The sequence below is a fragment of the Actinacidiphila oryziradicis genome (assembly GCF_005047355.1).
Taxonomy (GTDB): Bacteria; Actinomycetota; Actinomycetes; order Streptomycetales; family Streptomycetaceae; genus Actinacidiphila; species Actinacidiphila oryziradicis.
In genome coordinates this window covers 21,485-36,312 of record NZ_SUMC01000075.1, presented here as the reverse complement: position 1 = coordinate 36,312, position 14,828 = coordinate 21,485, and the positions used below count along the sequence as shown (strand labels likewise).

10 protein-coding genes and 1 pseudogene are annotated in these 14,828 nt (G+C 69.0%); 4 read left to right on the top strand and 7 right to left on the bottom strand.

Features of this window, described 5'->3' with window-relative positions; genetic code table 11:
- Positions 1 to 246: 246 nt before the first annotated feature.
- A pseudogene (locus FCI23_RS63310) lies at positions 247 to 483 on the top strand (ATP-binding cassette domain-containing protein); the annotation flags it as partial.
- 297 nt (positions 484 to 780) lie between these two features.
- On the opposite strand, the gene FCI23_RS41160 reads toward FCI23_RS63310, so the two are convergent.
- The 6 genes from FCI23_RS41160 to FCI23_RS41135 form a co-directional block, all read right to left on the bottom strand.
- A complete protein-coding gene (locus tag FCI23_RS41160) occupies positions 781 to 1,959 on the bottom strand; it encodes a Gfo/Idh/MocA family protein (protein ID WP_136729238.1) in 1,179 nt (392 codons plus the stop codon).
- A 114-nt stretch (positions 1,960 to 2,073) separates the two neighbouring features.
- Complete coding sequence (locus FCI23_RS41155) at positions 2,074 to 3,111, bottom strand: substrate-binding domain-containing protein (protein ID WP_136729232.1); 1,038 nt, start codon at positions 3,109 to 3,111, stop codon at positions 2,074 to 2,076.
- Between the two features lie 179 nt (positions 3,112 to 3,290).
- The gene (locus tag FCI23_RS41150; protein ID WP_211265680.1) at positions 3,291 to 4,298 is read right to left on the bottom strand and encodes an ABC transporter permease; all 1,008 of its coding nucleotides are present in this window, start codon (positions 4,296 to 4,298) and stop codon (positions 3,291 to 3,293) included.
- On the bottom strand, positions 4,295 to 5,836 hold the full coding sequence (locus tag FCI23_RS41145) for a sugar ABC transporter ATP-binding protein (RefSeq protein ID WP_136729230.1): 1,542 nt from the start codon (positions 5,834 to 5,836) through the stop codon (positions 4,295 to 4,297). Before FCI23_RS41145 ends, FCI23_RS41150 begins: the two co-directional genes overlap by 4 nt.
- Positions 5,833 to 7,008 (bottom strand): ROK family transcriptional regulator, encoded by a 1,176-nt coding sequence (locus FCI23_RS41140; RefSeq protein WP_407646104.1) that lies wholly within the window; start codon positions 7,006 to 7,008, stop codon positions 5,833 to 5,835. Before FCI23_RS41140 ends, FCI23_RS41145 begins: the two co-directional genes overlap by 4 nt.
- Positions 7,009 to 7,155: 147 nt before the next feature.
- The gene (locus FCI23_RS41135) at positions 7,156 to 8,154 is read right to left on the bottom strand and encodes a sugar phosphate isomerase/epimerase family protein (RefSeq protein WP_136729229.1); all 999 of its coding nucleotides are present in this window, start codon (positions 8,152 to 8,154) and stop codon (positions 7,156 to 7,158) included.
- A gap of 693 nt (positions 8,155 to 8,847) precedes the next feature.
- Between FCI23_RS41135 and FCI23_RS41130 the strand changes: the two genes are divergently transcribed.
- Positions 8,848 to 9,852 carry a sugar phosphate isomerase/epimerase family protein gene (locus tag FCI23_RS41130; protein ID WP_136729228.1) on the top strand — a complete coding sequence of 335 codons (1,005 nt, stop codon included), beginning with the start codon at positions 8,848 to 8,850 and terminating at the stop codon, positions 9,850 to 9,852.
- 1,381 nt (positions 9,853 to 11,233) lie between these two features.
- Here the strand turns inward: FCI23_RS41130 and FCI23_RS41120 are convergent.
- A complete protein-coding gene (locus FCI23_RS41120) occupies positions 11,234 to 12,058 on the bottom strand; it encodes an IclR family transcriptional regulator (RefSeq protein ID WP_136729227.1) in 825 nt (274 codons plus the stop codon).
- A gap of 86 nt (positions 12,059 to 12,144) precedes the next feature.
- Between FCI23_RS41120 and FCI23_RS41115 the strand changes: the two genes are divergently transcribed.
- Entirely contained in the window at positions 12,145 to 13,107 is a 963-nt protein-coding gene (locus FCI23_RS41115; protein WP_246144562.1) for a 5-dehydro-4-deoxyglucarate dehydratase, read from the top strand.
- A 90-nt stretch (positions 13,108 to 13,197) separates the two neighbouring features.
- A complete protein-coding gene (locus FCI23_RS41110) occupies positions 13,198 to 14,790 on the top strand; it encodes an ABC transporter substrate-binding protein (RefSeq protein ID WP_169317173.1) in 1,593 nt (530 codons plus the stop codon).
- Positions 14,791 to 14,828 lie beyond the last annotated feature (38 nt).

The following is a 14,828-nucleotide window of genomic DNA, read 5'->3' as shown; positions in this document are numbered from 1 at the left end:
TGACACCACGACACCAGCCGCCGTATCCGGGCCGGTGCCAGGTCATGGAGTACCCGCACCCCACCGACCCGAAGATCTTCTTCCGGCCGGCCGGAGACGGCTCTCACACAGAACCTGCCAGCAGCGCACCCGCGCCGCCAAGCGGACCGGCTTCCACCACCTGCACGCCACCGAGGTCCACCCCCTCACCCCGAGGTTCGGACCACCAGACGGCAACCGCACACGGCCACGCCGCGCCCGAAAAGCCTGGAAACCACAGGCACACACAGAGTTCTAGAGACGCTCACCGAAGTGGTCAAGACGTTCCCAGGCGTACGCGCCCTGGACGGCGTCGACCTGACGGTGCGCCCGGGAGAGGTGCACTGCCTACTCGGACAAAATGGTGCCGGCAAGTCCACTCTGATCAAGGTGCTCTCCGGGGCGCACCGCCCCGACGCCGGACAGATCACCTGGCAGGGGTGCCCCGTTGCAGGAAACCGACCGCAGTTCGTAATCCCAGGCAGCACCTACTGCCGGTCGGTCTTAGAAGGCCGCAGACTACTGCGCAGCCGCGTCCTCGGCGGTGTCATCAACGAGTACCGATACGTAGCTTGACGTGCGGCGACGACTTTCCGAGCCTCACAGGGCACGCCACCCCATCAGCGGTCTGGCCTCCCGGCCGACCAGCAGGGGCACGGTCTGACCCCAGAAGTCGAACGCTTCCGGCGGCGTGAGTGCTCACCTGCTGGCGGCTACGGCACCGAGTCTGACCGACCCAGTAGCTCCCATTAGTAGCTCCCATTAGGCGGTCGCGGGCAGGTCGTCGCCCGCCGGGACCGGCGTCCAGGCCGACCCGGCCGCGGCACTGCGCTCGACCGCGTCGAGGACCAGCTGCACCTGCAGGGCGTCGGCGAACGACGGCCGCGGGTCCCGCTCCGACACGATGGCCTCGACGAGGTCGCGGACCTCGTGGGTGAAGGTGTGCTCGTAGCCGATGATGTGGCCGGGCGGCCACCACGCCGCCATGTACGGGTGCTCCGGCTCGGTCACCAGGATCCGGCGGAATCCCTGCTCGGCCACGGGCTGCGTAGCGTCCAGGAACTCCAGCTCGTTGAGCCGCTCCAGGTCGAACGCGGCTGAGCCGAGCGAGCCGTTGATCTCCAGGCGCAGCGCGTTACGACGCCCGGTGGCGAAGCGCGTCGCCTCGAAGGACGCGAGTGCCCCGCCGGCGAAGCGGCCGAGGAAGAGGCTGGCGTCGTCGACGGTCACCTCGCCGCGCGGCGCGCCGTCGGCCCCCTGCGCGGACAGCCCGCCGGTGGGCGCGCCGGGCAGCGGCCGCTCCTTGACGAATGTCTCGCTGAGCCCGCACACACCCGTGAGCCGGTCTCCGGTGAGGTACTGGGCCAGGTCGATGATGTGGGCGCCGATGTCGCCCAGCGCCCCGCTGCCCGCGACCTCCTTGCGCAGCCGCCAGACGAGCGGGAAGTCCGGATCGGTGATCCAGTCCTGCAGGTACGCGGCCCGGACATGGCGGATCCGGCCCAGCCGGCCGCCCTCGATCATGTTGCGCAGGAGCGAGAGGGCCGGGACGCGGCGGTAGTTGAAGCCGCAGGCGGACCGCACGCCGGCCTGGCGCGCCTTGTCCGCCGCGGCGACCATGGCCCTGGCCTCCTCGACCGAGTTGGCCAGCGGCTTCTCGCACAGAACGTGTTTGCCCGCCTCTAGCGCGGCGATCGCGATCTTCGCGTGGCTGTCGCCGGGGGTGCAGATGTCGATGACGTCGATGTCGTCGCGGGCGACCAGCTCCCGCCAGTCCGTCAGGTGTGTGTCCCAGCCGAGCCGCTGCGCGGCGGCCGCGACCCGCTCGTGGTCGCGGCCGCACACGGCTGCCAGCTCGACCTGTGCCGGCAGGTCGAACGCATGGTTGACGGTGCGCCATGCCTGCGAGTGCACCGTGCCCATGAAGGCGTGGCCGACCATGCCGATCCGGAGTCGTCGAGTGGGCAAGGTTTCTCCCGTTCATCTGGCGACGAAGTCGTCCGCCGGGCGGAGTTCTTCGTCGAGTCGGGGGCATCCGCCGCGCCGGTCGCGCGGTCAGAATCCCATTGGCAGGTACTGTGCGACGTTCTCCTTGGTCACCGTCTCGGAGGAGAGGACGATCTGCTTGGGAACGGTCAGGTCCATCAAATCGCTCATGCCGCGGTTGTTGGCGATCAGCCGGGCCAGCGACACGGCGGAACCGGCCATGGTGGGACTGTAGGTGACGGTGGCCTTCAGCACGCTGTTGTCCGCCTGGATCAACTGCATGGCCTTGCTCGACCCGGCGCCGCCCACCATGAAGAACTCGCTGCGGTGGGCCTGGCTGATGGCAGCAAGGACACCGACGCCCTGGTCGTCGTCGTGGTTCCAGATCGCGTCCAGCTTGGGCGCGGCCTGCAGCAGGTTGGCGGCGGCCTGCTGGCCGGAGTCGACGGTGAACTGGGCGGCCACCCGGTGCGAGACACTGAAGCCGTGGGTGGCGAGGGCGTCCTTGTACCCCTTGCTGCGGGCCTGGGTGAGCGGCAGGCTGTCGATGCCGGCGATCTCCGCGATGATCGGGGAGCTCTTGCCGGCCGACTTCAGGCGGGTGCCGATGTAGTGGCCGGCGGCCGCGCCCAGGCCGTAGTTGTCGCCCTGGATCAGGAGCCGGTAGGCGAGCTGGTCGGTGAACTCCCGGTCGAGGTTGACCACGGGGATGCCGGCGTTCATGGCGTCGCGGCCGGTCGCGGTGAGCTGGGCGCCGTCGAAGGGCTGGACGACGATGATGTCCGGCTTCTCCTGGATGAGGGTCTCCAGCGCGGCGCGCTGAGCGGTGGCGTCCGCGCCCGCCTGGACCATCTTGAAGGTGACCTCGGGGTAGAGCTTTGCTCTCGCCTGGGCGTCGGCGGTGATCGCGGCCAGCCAGCCGTGGTCGGCGGCCGGGGAGGAGAAGCCGATCGTGATGGGCTTTCCGGGCTTGCCGCTCGGCTGTGCCACGGAGGCGGCCGTGACCGCGGGGGCCGCGACGTTGTTGGAGGTGCACCCGGTGACCAGGGCGCCTGCGCCGACGGCGGCACCGCTGAAGAGCAGGTTGCGGCGGGAGAGTGCGGACATGGGGTCCTCCACGAGGGTAGGGGGACCGGACGGCCGTCGGTCTGGCGGTCGCCCGTGGCGGGTGGGTACGGGGAGACGGCGGCCCGGCGCGGGGGCCCGGGGACGGGCGGGCGGCAGGCTGCCTGGGTCTTGGGGCGCGGCCCGGCGGGCGCGGCTTCTGCACCGCCCGGCCGCGCGGCTCAGCGCCTGCGGAAGAGTTCCCTCGGCTGGAACTGCTGGACCAGCACGGCGCCGACGATGATGGCGCCCTTGACGATGTTCTGGACCTCGGTCGGCAGGTTGTTGAGGATGAACAGGTTGGTGATCGTGGTGAAGACCAGCACGCCGAGCAAGGAGCCGATCACCGTGCCGCGACCGCCGGTGAGCGAGGTGCCGCCGATGATCGCGGCGGCGATGGCGTCGAGTTCGTACAGGACGCCCTGGCCGGAGGAGCCGGCGTTGGACTGGGCGACGACCATGATCGCCGCGATGCCGCAGCAGAGGCCGGACAGCGCGTAGAGCAGGACCGTCTGGCGGCGGACGTTGATGCCCGCCAGCCGCGCGGCCTCGGCGTTGCCGCCGACCGCGACGGTGCGGCGGCCGAAGGTGGTCCGGTTCAGCAGGACCCAGCAGGCGGCGGTGACCACGGCGAAGATCAGCACCAGCACCGGGATGCCCAGGATGTCGTTCGCGGCCAGGCGGTTGATCGAGCCAACGTTCACCACCTGGGTCTGCTTGTTGGAGATCTTCTCCGCGAGACCCTGGGCGCCGACCATCATGGCGAGGGTGGCGATGAAGGGCACCATGCGGCCGTAGGCGATCAGTACGCCGTTCACCGCGCCGGCCACGGTGCCCACCACGACGGCGGTGAAGACCATGCCCCCGGCTCCGAAGCTCTGCGTGGACAAGGTAGTGCACCACACGGCCGCAAGGGCGGTCAGGGAGCCGACCGACAAGTCGATGCCGCCGCCGATGATCACGAACGTCATCCCGATGGTGATCACGCCGATGGCCGACGCCTGGGTCAGGATGTTCGAGATGTTCCCGCCCGTCAGGAACGTGTTCGGCGCGGTGCTCAGGCCGATGACGACCAGCACCACCAGCACCCCGGTGAGCCCGAGGTTGCGCCGTACCGGTTCGCTGGCGTCGTCCCGCCACCAGGTCGTCTTCGCCGCCGGTGCCGTCGTCGCCGAGGCCAACTCCGTCACTGATCCGCCCCTTCCAGCAAGGATCCCGCCATCACCAGGTCGAGAACCGTGTGTTCGTTGATGTCCCGGGCGCTGCGCTGCTGCACGATGCGGCCCTCGCGCATCACCAGCACCCGGTCGGCCAGGCCGAGGACCTCGGGCACCTCGCTGGAGACCAGCAGCACGCCCACGCCTTCGGCGGCGAGGTCCCGGATCACCTGGTACAGCTCGGCCCTGGCGCCCACGTCCACGCCCCGGGTCGGCTCGTCCAGGAGCAACAGCCGGGTGCTCCCCAGCAGCCAGCGGCCCACGACCACCTTCTGCTGGTTGCCCCCGGACAGGGTGCCCGCCCTGCGCCGCACGTCCCGCGGCCGCAGCTCCAGCCGGTCGGCGACGGCTGCGGCCGCCTCGCGCTCGGCACCGGCGCGGACGAAGCCCGCGGCGGAGCGGCGGTCGAGGGTGGCCAGGCCGATGTTGCGCTGGACCGGCTCGCCGAGCAGCAGGGCCTGACTCTTGCGCTCCTCGGGGGCCAGGCCGAGCCCGGCCTTGACTGCGGCGGCGATGCTGCCGGGCCGGAGCCTGCGGCCGTCCACCAGGACCTGCCCGGCGTCGGGCCGGCGGGCGCCGTACACCGTCTCCAGCAGCTCGGAGCGGCCAGAGCCGACCAGTCCGGCGATGCCGACGATCTCGCCCGTTCCGACGGTGAAGGAGACGTCCGTGAACTCGCCGTGCCGGGTCAGGCCCTCGACCCTCAGCAGCTCGCCCTCGGGGACCACGTCCGGGCGGGGCGGGAAGACGTGCTCCACGGACCGGCCGGTCATCCGGTCGACGAGCCGGCCGGTCGGGGTGTCGGCGGGCAGGTCGGCCGCCGTGGTGCGGCCGTCCTTCAGCACCGTCACCCGGTCACAGATCTCCCGGATCTCCTCCAGGCGGTGGGAGATGTAGATGACCGCGATCCCCGCGGCCTTCAGCTCCCGGATGACCCGGAAGAGGTTCGCCACCTCGTCGTGGGCGAGCACGGCGCTCGGCTCGTCCATGATGAGCAGCTTCGCCTCGCGCGAGAGCGCGCGGGCCATGCTGACGATCTGCTGGGCCGCAGCCGGCAGGCGGCCGACCGGCCTGTCGGCCGGGATCTCGCCGTGGCCGAGCCGTTCCAGCACCTCCCGTGCCCGCGCCCGGGTCTCGCCCCGGCGCACGAAGCCGCCGGTGCGCGGCTCGTGGCCGAGCAGGATGTTCTCCGCGACTGTCATGTCGGCGACGAGGTCGAGCTCCTGGTAGATGGTGCCGATGCCGGCGCGTATCGCGGCCTGGGGCCCGGCGAAGGACACCGGCTGCCCCTGCCAGAGGATCTCGCCGCCTTCCGGCCGGTGCACCCCGGAGAGGATCTTGATGAGGGTGGACTTCCCCGCGCCGTTCTGGCCGAGGAGGCAGTGCACCTCCCCAGGACGCACCGTCAGTTCGACGCCATCCAAGGCGCGCACGCCCGGAAAGGTCTTGACGACGCCGCGGAGCGTGAGCAGCGGAGCTGCGTCCGCGGATGGACCGCGTGGTTCCGTCACAGTGGGCTCCCGTAGGCAAGTTCGCTGGCCAGCACGGCCGCGCCGACGACTCCGGCACGGGAGCCCAGCTCGGACATCACGATGGGCAGGTTGCCCGTGGCCAGTGGCAGCGATCGCTGGTAGACGACGCTGCGGATCTCGGCGAGCAGGACGTGGCCGAGCCCGGCCAGGCCGCCGCCAATGACGATCATGGAGGGGTTCATGAAGCTCACCAGTCCGGCGAGCACCTGCCCGACCCGGCGCCCGCCGGCCCGGATCAGGGCGACGCACACGGCGTCCCCGGCCGCCGCGCAGTCGGCGACGTCCTTGGCGGTCAACACGCCGGCCTCGGCGAGCCTGGCTACGAGCGGCTGCGACTGCCCTGAGCGGGCTGCCGCCGTCGCGTCGCGGGCGAGCGCGACCCCGCCGAAGAACGCCTCCAGGCACCCGACGTTCCCGCAGGAGCACAAGGGGCCTTCGGGGTCGACCTGGATGTGGCCGATGTCCCCGGCGCAGCCCCCGGTGCCCCGGTAGATCTCGCCGTGCACCTGGACGCCGCAGCCGATACCGCTGCCGATCTTGACGAACAGCGGGTCAGCGACGGCGCGGGCGACGCCGCTGTGCTGCTCGCCCAGCGCCATGATGTTCACGTCGTTGTCGACCACCACCGGGCAGCCGTGCTCCCGGGCGAGCACGTCGCGGACCGGGTACCGGTCCCACCCGGGCATGATCGGCGGCGAGACGGGGACCCCGTCGCGGAAGCTCACCGGACCGGGTAGGCCGATGCCGATCGCGTCCAGCTGCGAGAAGTGGCCCTGCCCGCGCATCTTGCCCAGCAACTCGCTGACGCGGTCGAGGACCGTGCTCGCACCGGAGCGGATGTCGCAAGGCTCGGTGTGCGAGGTGACCGGCTCCAGTCGCCCGTCGGTGATCTCGATGTCGAGGGAGCTGGCGCCCAGGTCCACGGCGGCGAACCGCACTCCGGGGTGCAAATCAACGAGGGTCGAGCGGCGCCCGCCCCGCGATGCCGCCGGTCCCGCCTCCAGGATCCGGCCCGCCGCGACCAGCCGGTCGAGTTCGGCGAGCACCCGCGGACGCGGCACTCCGAGACGGTCGAGCAGCTGGGCCCGGGACTGCGGACCGTGGTCGCGCAGCAGCCTGAGCAGGCGGTACTGGACGCTAATGATGCTCACCTCCTTGCGATGGATGCCGGGATGCTACGCCGGGGCGGCTGGGCTTTTTGCCGGAACGGCCACCGCTTCCGATGGACCGTCAGAAGGAAACAGGGGCCGGCGGCCGGTCCGGCGTGCACCCCCGGGGCACGCCCGACCGGCGCGGTGTCAGTGCTTGCTCAGCAGGTCGTCGATCGCGGTGAGGCTGCGCTGCGCCGATGCGAAGGAGCCGGGCGGGTTGGGGAGCGTGTTGACGGCGGTGTCCTGCTCCCAGATGGGCAGGTGGACGCCGCGCGGGCCGATGGCGTGGATGAACGACTTGTAGGGCAGGTCGCCCGCGCCGAACTCGACGATGTCGTAGCCGTTGGGGTTGTCGGGGTTGGGTGCGCCGTCCTTCATGTGGAACATCGGGTAGCGGTGGGGGTGGGCGCGCACGTACGCGGCCGGGTCGAAGCCCGGGTAGCGGTACTGGCCTACGTAGGCCCAGTAGACGTCCATCTCCAGGAAGACGTACCGGGGGTCGGTGTTCGCCAGGAAGACGTCGTACAGGCGCACGGACGGCTGGTCTGTGGCGAACGCGAACTCGGGGTAGTGGTTGTGCTGGTAGAACATCAGGCCGCGGGCCGCGGCGGCCTCGCCGTAGGTGTTGAACAGCTCCGACGCCGACAGGTAGGCGGACACCGTCTCGGTGTTCGACGGGGCGTTGGCGGTGCCGACGTGCTTCATGCCGAGGATCTCGGCGTAGTCCAGCTGCTGGTCGAGGCCGGCTGCCCAGGTCCCGAGGTCGACGTGGCTGCCGATCGCACGCAGCCCGTTGTCGTCGAGCAGCTGCCGGATCTCCGGGACGGTGATCTGGCGGCCGAGGATGGAGGTGTTCTGGGTGTAGCCGGCGAACTCCACCTCCTTGTAGCCCATCTGCGCGAGCGTCTCGAAGACCACGCGGAATCCGAGCTGTGCGACCTTGTCGCGGACGCTGTAGAGCTGGATACCGATGGAGCCCATGGGGATCGTCAGGGAGGCCGAGCGGTCGGCCGTGGCAGGCGAGGTCGACGCGGCCGCCAGCGCGGGCGTCGCCCCGGCCAGCGCGGCGGCGCCGATCGCGACGGTAGCTCCCACGGCGGCCCGCAGCAATCCCCTGCGGTCGAGGTCTCGGTTCGGCAGACCCATGATCACTCCTTCGTGTGGGCGGGTGTGCAGCACGGTCGGCGCTGCACAGGGGTGTCCCCCCTTGGCGGCACCGAGCACGGCTCGGCCGGTCGGCGGGGCGGATCGGTCCGTCGGTGCGCCGCACGGATGGCACCGGTGCGGGACGGGGTGGTACCGAGGTGCTGGGAAACGGATGCGGCCCGGAGTCTCCGCGCGGCTCCTGGCCGCAGCGGTCCCCGTAGGAACGGAGGAACCCCACTGACGCCACCGACTCGTCGGCGCCTCGGACTTGCCTACGCCGCTTGATGGTTGACGCCGAGAACAGTAGGAACTCCATCGGCGGCTGTCCAGAGGTTCGGCAGCAAAATCCCGAACTTCCTTCCGTTCCGACGAAACTTCCGATGCGTCAACACGATGTTTCGGCGGTTTGACGGTTAGTGTCTTGACACCCGCCACCGCTCGCGGCACTCTCGTGGCGCCTCCCCCGCTCGTGACCCCTGGGGGGCGCGGCGGCCCGCCACCAGTCCCCGGGCCCGTCGCCCGGAACCCGTACGGCACCGGCGAACCGTCCTGCCGGAGCCCCGACCAGCACACCCGGCCGGCGCGGCCGCGCGTCGGCGCCGACGACAGGCTCGCGGCCGGCCTCGGCCGAATGCACACGCCCAACGGCCCGAGCAGGCGTCCCGTCACCACCCGAGACACGAGGAGAACGCCATGCCCCGTCCCTTCACCCTTTTCACCGGGCAGTGGGCCGACCTCCCGCTGGAGGAGGTCTGCCGGCTCGCCCGCGACTGGGGCTACGACGGACTCGAACTCGCCTGCTGGGGCGACCACTTCGAGGTCGACCGGGCGCTCTCAGAGGACGGCTACCTCGAGGGCCGGCACGCTCTGCTGGAGAAGTACGGCCTGAACTGCTGGGCCATCTCCAACCACCTGGTCGGCCAGGCCGTCTGCGACCACCCCATCGACGAGCGGCACAAGGGCATCCTGCCGACGCGGATCTGGCAGGACGGCGACCCCGAGGGGGTGCGCCGCCGGGCCGCGGCCGAGATCGCGGACACCGCGCGGGCCGCCGCGGCCTTCGGCGTCGACACCGTCATCGGCTTCACCGGCTCGTCGATCTGGCACACCGTCGCGATGTTCCCGCCGGTGCCGGAGTCCATGGTCGAGCGGGGCTTCAAGGACTTCGCCGAGCGGTGGAACCCGCTGATCGACGTCTTCGACGAGGTCGGCGTGCGCTTCGCCCTGGAGGTTCACCCCAGCGAGATTGCCTACGACTTCTGGACCGCCCGGCGGACCCTGGACGCCATCGGCAACCGGCCCGGGTTCGGGCTCAACTTCGACCCCAGCCACTTCGTGTGGCAGGACCTGGACCCGGTGGCGTTCCTCGACACCTTCCGGGACCGGATCTACCACGTGGACTGCAAGGAGGCCCGCAGGCGCCTGGACGGGCGCAACGGGCGCCTCGGCTCGCACCTGCCGTGGGGCGACCCCCACCGCGGCTGGGACTTCGTGTCGGTCGGCCACGGCGACGTGCCGTGGGAGGACGTCTTCCGGATGCTCAACGCGATCGGTTACGAGGGGCCGGTCTCGGTGGAGTGGGAGGACGCGGGCATGGACCGACTCCAGGGGGCGCCCGAGTCGCTGGAATACCTGCGCCGGCTCGCCTTCGAGCCGCCGGCGCACTCCTTCGACGCGGCGTTCTCCAGCGGGAGCTGATCCTGTGGGCTCAAATACCGGATCCGGTCCTTGATCTGCGGGTTCTTGGCGGTGTCAACTGGCGATCTGGTACTCGTTGATGAGTCCGTCGAGGACTGCACTGCGGTGGATGCGGTGCTCGGCGAGGTCGATGGGGCGTGGTGGCCCGGCTTCAGTCTGCGATGAACAGAGCTGGCTCAAGCCGCGGTGGGGCCGGTGTCCGTTGTAGTGGTCCAGGTACCTGGTGAGGGTTCGGCGCCGGTGTCGTTCGTTGAGGATGAGCGTGTGGGACTCTGTCGCCCGATTCGGCGTTCAACACGGGTGCGACAACGGGTGCGCCAAGGGTGGCAACAACGGCTGCACCCAACAAAGCTACGCATGCACATAACCGCTGGTCAGAGCTGGTCAGCCGGGAGCGCGCCGCCAACGAACACGGCTTCGCCGACCTGAAGTTATCAACGGTATGAGCAAGATCTGATCGCGTTGTAGCTGGTCAGGTTGTTCCTTCGATCGATGTGACGTGGTCAGCATGGACCGATAGCGCTGGTCTGCGGACGGGTGACGGTGCCTCCGCGGCGGGCCAGCTCGCGGCGGAGTTCGAGGTTCTCGCCATGCGCTTGGGCAAGGGCTTTTCCGTTGTGTGTCCATCTTCAATGGCCGGGAGGCATCCAGGGCGCCCTGGAGTTCTCCGGACTCGTCCGGGTTTGATCAGGCGATGCCGTGAAGGGTGAGGGTGCTTCGGGGGTCGGTATGAGTTCGTCGGCCGCTGGCCGTGTTGGCCCAGCCGGCGAGCCGGAGGGGTGCCTCGGACGATGTCGCGGAGGGCGGTCATGACCACCGGGGTGTTGTGCCACGGATGTAGGTGAGGGTCCTGCCGTGCGGGGCCCCGCAACAGCGCCCGGTGACGTCCCGTCAGTTCCGGAAAATTCCCTATGGAGAAATTAGTCTAGATCTGATGTTCCATCGAATCAGGTACATGCACACAAAAAAGTAGGCGCCGTCTGACACGAATTCAGAACTCTGCAAAATCGTGCGCCTTGATGAAATGGAATCAGTCCTCGCGAATTCCCGGAACGGGTGTCGGCGACGCTTGAATCGTGACCCACTTCCGATTGTCCCCGGTCCGGTGCCACGGCGGCGCGGGCGGCCGCGTAATCGGCCCCGAACTTCGCATGCCACTGCCGGACCGTCTCGTAGGAGGCCACTGTGCTCCGGGCGAGTATCGATTTCTCGACGTCGCGGAAGGTCGACGGGAATCGGTGATGCAGCCGCACGTAAGGGCGGTGACCTGCGCCGCACACCGGTAGCCCTTGTACGACGGCGACGCGGCGTCCTTGTGTGATGCCCTGCGATGCGAGGATCGTTTTAGGAGCTCAGCTTGTCGGCCACGTTGACCACGGTTTCACCGCGCCTGTTGTGGTGTGACGTGTCTGAGTTCTTCGGCGGCGTGCACGAGGGCGGAGACGATCTGCATCCGGTGTTCGTCGGTGAGGCGGACCAGCGGGACGGAGCAACTCAGTGCGTCGATCGCGGGCTGCCGTCTGGAGATGACCACGGCGAAGCAGCCGAGGCCGGGCGTGTTTTGCGCCCGCTCGAAGATGTATCCGTCGCGTCGCGCCTGGTTCAGTTCACCGATGAGCGTCTCGAGGTCGGTGACGGTGTCCGGGGTCAACGGCCGGAGCTCTTGCGGCAGTAGCGCGGCCACCTCTTCGTCGGTCCGGACGGCGAGCAGGGCCTTGCCGAGACCGGTGGTGTGGGCGGGCAGTCGGCGTCCGATGCGGGAGCTGCTGCGGAGGTGGTGCGCGGACTCGCGGCTCGCGAGGTAGACGATGTCGGAACCGTCGAGCCGCGCGAGGTGCACCGTCTCGTTGAGCTCGTCGCGCAAGTGGGTCAGCAGGGGCCAGGCGGCCTCTATCACCGGGTCGCGCTCGAGGTAGGAGGCGCCGGCGCGTAGCGCGCGCATCCCGATCGCGTAGGTGGAGTTGCGTTCGTCAGTCTCCAGCCAGGAGCGCGCGACCAGCGTCTGCAGCAGATTGTGCAGGCTCGACTTCGGTACTCCGAGTTCGCGATGGATCTCGCTGAGCGTGAGCCGGCGCGGTGCGCTGGCCAGCAGTTCGAGCACGTCGATCGTGCGGTCGGCCGACTTCACCGTGGCGACCGGGGCCGTCGGGCCGTGCGTGTTCGCCGCGCCTTGTGCGTCGTCTGTCAGTGGGTCGAACCGCGTCATGAGCTTCCCGCCTGTATTTGTTTAAACCTTGACAGCCCCATGAACAGTGCCCATAGTTCTGCACACATAGTCAACTCGCTGAACTCTTGTTCACGTATGAGAACACCGGAGGGGTCTTGCCGCACCTTAGCGGAGTCTTGTTTTTTCCGGTGACACCGTTCTCGTCCACCGGGGAGCTCAACCTCGACGCACTGAGCAGGCACCTGGAGGACGGTTTGGCTGCGGGGCCGGGTGGCGTCTTCGCTGCCTGTGGCACCGGCGAATTCCATGCGTTGGACGCAGCGGAGTCGACCCAGGTGGTGGAGACGGCGGTGCGAGTCGTGGCTGGGCAGGTGCCGGTGTTCGCCGGTGCGGGTGGTCAGGTCCGCGTCGCGGTTGAGCAAGCGCGCGGCGCGGCGCGGGCCGGTGCCGACGGTCTGTTGCTGATGCCCCCCTACCTGGTGGAGGCGCCGCCTGCGGGACTGGTCCGCTACGTCGAAACCGTCGCCCGTGCGACGGACCTGCCGGTGATCGTCTACCACCGCGGCAGTGCTCGGTTCGACCCGGCGGTCGCCGCGAGGATCGCGGAGCTGCCTTCGGTGATCGGGCTCAAGGATGGCATCGGTGATGTCGACCTCATGACGCAGGTGATCTCCTCGGTCCGCACCACGCTGGACGGCAGCGACAAGTCGTTCCAGTTCTTCAACGGACTTCCCACGGCAGAGCTCACCGTCCCTGCGTATGTCGGCCTCGGGGTGCATCTGTACTCGTCCGCCGTCTTCTGCTTCGCGCCGCAGGTCGCCTTGCGCTTCCACCATGCGGCCACCACGGGTGACGAGAAGGCCGTGCAGCAGCTGTTGGACACTTTTTTCGTACCCCTGGCGAAGCTTCGTTCGAAGGTTCCTGGATATGCCGTGTCGCTGGTGAAGGCCGGCGTGCGGCTCAGGGGGCTCGACGTCGGCGGGGTACGTCCGCCGCTCATCGATCCCACTGCAGAGCACCTGGACGAACTCCGCCGAATCATCGATGAGACCTTGTCCGGCAACTTCCCCTTCGTTACAGCCGGTTAAGGATACCAAACAGCCGCCCCAGCAGCGCCGCTGGGCTCATCAACTCGGGAATTGAGGTGAAACGTGGACCGGCAAGGCGTTATGCGCATTATGACCGCGGCTGCGGTGACGGGGCTGGCCACCAGCTCGCTGGTGGCCTGCTCGGGCAGCGGGGGTGTGGGCTCGTCCGGTGCGGGTTCGTCCTCGGAGCTGAACATCATCTCCGCGGAACCCACCAGCGGTCTGGATCCCAATACCGCGGTGACCCAGACCTCGTTGCGTGTCATGGAGCTGATGTACGACACGCTGATCGACTACGACGCAAAGGGTGGCTTGGTTCCCGACCTGGCCACGAAGTGGGCGCCGAGCGCCAACGGCAAGAGTTACACGTTCTCCCTGCGCAAGGGCGCGAAGTTCAGCGACGGCTCGGCCATCACGGCGACCGATGTGAAATTCTCCCTCGAGCGGGCAGCGAAGGGACAGGCGCTCAAGACCGCGCTGTCGGACATGACCTCGGTCAACGTCCTCGATCCGTCCACGGTGAAGGTCAACCTCAAGAGTCCGTCCCGCGTGTTCCTCAACGCACTTGCCCGGGTCGGCAACGCCGCGATCCTGTCGCAGAAGGCCGTCACCGCGAATACGTCCTACTTCACCAAGCCGACAGCTACGTCCGGGCCCTGGTCGTTGCAGCAGTGGACGCCGCAGAGCAATCTGGGGCTCACCGCCAACACCTTCTACTGGCGCACAGGGTTCCCGAAGATCAAGACCATCAACTACGCATTCAGCAGCGACGGGACCACCGAGGCGTCTGCCCTCCAAGCCGGTACCGCGGATATGACCTATCCGATGGCGCCCGAGGACGCCCTCCGGTTGCAGAAGGCCGGCGCGATCAACTACTACCCGACGCCGACCCCGGGCGTGGTCATGTGGGGTCTGGACAAGACGAAGCCACCCTTCAACGACGTCCGCGCGCGGCAAGCCGTGGCCTACATGGCTCCGCGTGCGGACAAGCAGAGCGCGTGCTGGAGCAACATCGGCGCCAACGCGACGGGCAACCTGATCTTCAACGGCAACTGGGCGTACACGCCAGGGCTCAACAAGTACGGCGTGAGCCAGTCCGACGCTCTGGCGAAGGCGGGCGCGCTGCTCGACGCGGCCGGGTGGAAGATGGGGTCGGGTGGCGTCCGGCAGGCCGAGGGTGTGAAGGGCGTTGCGAACGGCACGAAGTTCGCGGTGACCGTACCGTATGAGAACGCCTGGACGCAGGCCCGCTGCAACACCCAGCTGCTGCAGTCGGATTTGAAGCCGCTCGGTGTGCAGATCACCCCACAGGCCTACGACACGGCGACGTTCTACCCCGACGTGGCGAAGAACAAGTTCCAGATGTACCACGCCGGCGACCAGTGGGCGACAGTCGACGACGAGATGTCCCAGGCCTTCACCTGCAACGGGCAAGCCACCAACCTCATCGCGAAGTGGTGCGATCCCCAGGTGGACGACCTGATCGCGAAGGCGCAGGCCACGTTGGACCTCACCAAGGCGAAGCAGTACTACGCCCAGGTGCAGCAGATCGTGGAGGATCAGGTGCCGGCGATCGTGACCGGCAACCAGTACGCCGTGGTCGGATTGGCGACGCGGGTCCACGGCTACGTCGCCCGCGCCGACGGCTCGAACCGGTCGCTGATCGAAGCGACCTTGGGTTAGGAAGCGGGCCCGGGTGGCCGGCAACCGTCCGGCCACCC

Bases quoted from the DNA above. Each gene is read 5' to 3' on its own strand.
- FCI23_RS41110 (WP_169317173.1), top strand. From the start codon at position 13,198: ATGACCGCGGCTGCGGTGACGGGGCTGGCCACCAGCTCGCTGGTGGCC.
- FCI23_RS41160 (WP_136729238.1), bottom strand. From the start codon at position 1,959: ATGGTCGGCCACGCCTTCATGGGCACGGTGCACTCGCAGGCATGGCGC.
- FCI23_RS41155 (WP_136729232.1), bottom strand. From the start codon at position 3,111: ATGTCCGCACTCTCCCGCCGCAACCTGCTCTTCAGCGGTGCCGCCGTC.
- FCI23_RS41120 (WP_136729227.1), bottom strand. From the start codon at position 12,058: ATGACGCGGTTCGACCCACTGACAGACGACGCACAAGGCGCGGCGAAC.
- FCI23_RS41130 (WP_136729228.1), top strand. From the start codon at position 8,848: ATGCCCCGTCCCTTCACCCTTTTCACCGGGCAGTGGGCCGACCTCCCG.
- FCI23_RS41135 (WP_136729229.1), bottom strand. From the start codon at position 8,154: ATGGGTCTGCCGAACCGAGACCTCGACCGCAGGGGATTGCTGCGGGCC.